Annotated in this window: 2 protein-coding genes; both read right to left on the bottom strand. The window is 56.0% G+C overall.

The genetic code is table 11. The annotated features are described in order from the left end of the window. Nucleotides 1-67: 67 nt before the first annotated feature. A complete protein-coding gene (locus tag ABJQ89_RS18635) occupies nt 68-2110 on the bottom strand; it encodes a capsular polysaccharide biosynthesis protein (protein ID WP_348497654.1) in 2043 nt (680 codons plus the stop codon). A gap of 5 nt (nt 2111-2115) precedes the next feature. Beyond that, entirely contained in the window at nt 2116-3261 is a 1146-nt protein-coding gene (locus ABJQ89_RS18630; RefSeq protein ID WP_348497655.1) for a polysaccharide biosynthesis/export family protein, read from the bottom strand. Between the last annotated feature and the right edge of the window lie 13 nt (nt 3262-3274).

Here is a 3274-nt window from a genome sequence, read left to right as displayed (position 1 = left end):
AAGGCTAACGTTAACGCGACAACGCCAGCTTGGTCCTGATGTAGAACATATCTGGGAGCGCGCCTAATCAGCGCCGCCATAGATGCGCGTAACTGGCGAACACTCCTTGCAGCTTTGACAGACTACGGTTCATCGGATTTGGGCGTGGCAGATCATCGTTGGCGAGCCGCTCGAGCACGACTTCAACGGGACAGGCTTGCGCAGTGATCGGATCGAAATATCGCGGATAATCAATTAACGTAGCATGAACCAAGGTTTCCAAACTGATCTGAATGCTGCGCCGTGCAGGTACGGGGCCGAGGTCAGTGGTCAACCCCCAACCTGCGTAAAACGGCGCGCCGAGACAGGTGACAGACTTACCACGCAGCAAGGCTTCAAAGCCGAGCAGAGAGGTCATGGTCCAGACCTCATCCACCGCGTCGATGGCTGCAATAGCATCAGTTTTGTGCAGTGCCCCATCGCACAACGTCTTAAACTCTGCCTCGTTAATCTTACCTACGCGTAGGCCAGCCTCCACATCGGGGTGGGGTTTGTAGAGAATGATGGCATCGGGGTGGGCGGTGCGTGCGGCTTTCAAAAGCTCCAAATTGGTCGTCACAGATTTCGTACCTGTTCGGATGGAGGCGTCGTCTTCCACTTGGCCCGGGACCAAAATGCGCCGCCCGTTCGGCATGTCTTCAAGAACCCGCGCGCCAACATTGTATTTGCTGAGTTTGCTGGCTTTCAGCGCCTCGATCAATCGCTCGCTGCGCCGCTGTTGATCTGGCCGTAGCTCGCGCCGCGTGCGGATCAGCTCTTCTAGGCGACTGGGGCGTGTGGGGTCATAGTAGATCCCCAAATCATCCAAAACGAGCGACAAGGGCGCGATCAATTCAGCCCCTAAGCCTTTGGAACGTAAAAATCCGTCCTCTACATGGGTCGTCGCGTTGCTGCGTGGCAGGTCACGGGCGCTTGCCCATGCCATGTGTTTTTTCCCATCCGCAATAGCTGCATCGATTTTCGCGCTATCGTCTTCATAGACGAGCGAAGTCACCTGTCCAAAAACGCGCTGGAATGGTTTGCGTTTCCAAAGACGAATGCCGCTGGCAATCCAACCTTTGTGATCGTCACGCCACGCGCGGGTCTGCGCCTCAAGCGTGTCGATGGCTGTTTCCAGATCGGAGAGTTTGTCGCGATAAGGGTCGTACCATTTCGGGTAAAGGAGCATCGCGCCCGCAAACAGCTGTGCGCGGCTAAGCTTGCGCTGACGGCGCAGGACAGGGCGTTCGTCCTGCGTCAGCCCCCAACCCGCATAGAAGGGCTGGCCAAAGACGCGTGGTTTGTGGCCGGTGAAAATCGCCTCAAACCCCAGTTGCGAGGAAACCGTATAAACCGCAGCGGCCCCCTCAAGCAGGGTTTGTGGGGACACCGGATCGGTGAAGAGTTCTGCGTTATGGTTGGCATCTTCAGCGGTGAAATAGCCCGAGCGATGGCCAAGAGCAGTGTCTGGATGGGTTTTGATCAGGACGCGTTTACCGGGGTGTTCTTCTTGGGCAAAGACGAGCATTTCCAGAAATGTCGCGCGATCAGCGCTGCTCTTTAGAACGGAGGCATCGTCTTTTGTTTGATCTAAAACAAGAACATAGCCGGGTTCGGGGCAGGGGATGTTTACATCAAAGCCTGTGTATTTCGTCAGATGCGCCTCGTGAATGCGTGCGATGCAGGCACGCGCGCGGTTCATAAGGTCGGTATCATCTAGGGGATGCGTTGCAAGCAACGTTTCGAGATCAGATGGCTGCGCCGGATCATAGTGCATGCCTTTGGTGTCGATGGTTAGCCCAAGAGGGGGGTGACCCGAACGCCCGGGAAGGACCGAGCGCAAGAACGCATCTTCAACGCGCACGATTGGCGCGCCATGCTTTTCAGCAAATGCTTCTCCGCGATGTGCTGTTGGACTATGGCCCCAAACTCCAATCGCATCACCCGCCTTGGGGCGGCCAAGACGCAGATCATATCCGGCAAGCGAAAGAATGCGCCGCAAGCGACGTTCCTTCAAAAATCCACCGTTGTAGATAAAAAGCCGCCGACGCGTTTCAGCATCGACGGCTTGTTCATAGGGCTGTGCCCGCATCAAAGTTAGCCACCGCTTAGGGAAGTTGCGGTTGTGCTAAGCGTACTTACAGCGCCGAGCGAGCCAGTCACGGCTGCGATTGCTTTGCTCCACTGCGTGAATGGCGCTTCTGTGACGTAGACTGTGTCTTCGTCGCGAATTGCAAAGTCACGCGCTTGGAACATGCCGTTTGGTTGCGTCAGATCAAGAACGTAGACAAATCGCTGTGCACCTTCCAGATCATTGCGCGCCAAAACGCGGTTCGCGAGTTCTGCAGGCTCGTTGCGGAAGACGAAGACGCCCGTTGGATCAGAGCTCGTGCTGAGCAGCCCGCCAACCTGTGCGAGCGCTTCCACTGCGGAGAGCGTCTGGCTTTCAAAGATCACACGGCTTTGCGTGCCCGTTGCACCAAGTGCGGTGAAAGAGCGGGTATCTTGTTCGACCAAAATACGATCACCGTCGCGCAGGGCGATGTCCATGCGCGGGTTGTTAAAGAGGTCTTGGAACCAGATTTGACCCTTCTCAGCGCCGCGAACGACGGTGATTTGAGCAATTTCAGGTTCAATCGACACACCGCCCGCACGTGCGAGCATGGCCGACAGGGTACGCGTTGGACGTTCAATCGGGTAAACGCCCTGACCGCCAATAGATCCGACCAAGGACACAGTCGCACCATCGCCAGCGAGGCGACGCACTTGAACCTGCGGATCAGGCGTTTGTTCTTCTAGCTTGCGCGTGATGGTGCGACGGATCGCTTCGGGCGAATTGCCAGCAGCGCGGATACGTCCTGCGTAAGGCACAAAGATAAATCCAGCGCCATCTACCTGCACTTCTTCAAGCAGGGTAGAGTTCGAGGTCTCTCCAGCCAAAAGCCCATCATCAACGTTTTCCCAAATGGTTAGACCCAAAGTGTCGCCGGGACGAATTGTGTCTGATCCAATTTGACCCGCGTTTTGAAAGGCTTGCGAAAAGCCCAAGCTTGGTACGACGGATGTTGCGCGGGTCACTCTGTCGTTGACTGAAACGACAAATGCATCTCCAGAACGCTGGACTGAGCCTTCGAAGATTTCTTTTTTATTGGGTCCCACACGCGGCAAACCACAGGACGAAACCATCGCCACAGCAGCCAGCAAGCAGGCGGATTTCGCCCATCTGGATGTTAAAGGATTCACTGCTCGGTCTCCT

It is taken from the genome of Planktotalea sp., from assembly GCF_039984035.1.
Classification (GTDB): Bacteria; Pseudomonadota; Alphaproteobacteria; order Rhodobacterales; family Rhodobacteraceae; genus Planktotalea.
This window is presented reverse-complemented; position numbering and strand designations above follow the sequence as displayed.

Coding starts and splice junctions, on each gene's coding strand:
- ABJQ89_RS18635 (WP_348497654.1), bottom strand. CDS start 2,110: ATGCGGGCACAGCCCTATGAACAAGCCGTCGATGCTGAAACGCGTCGG.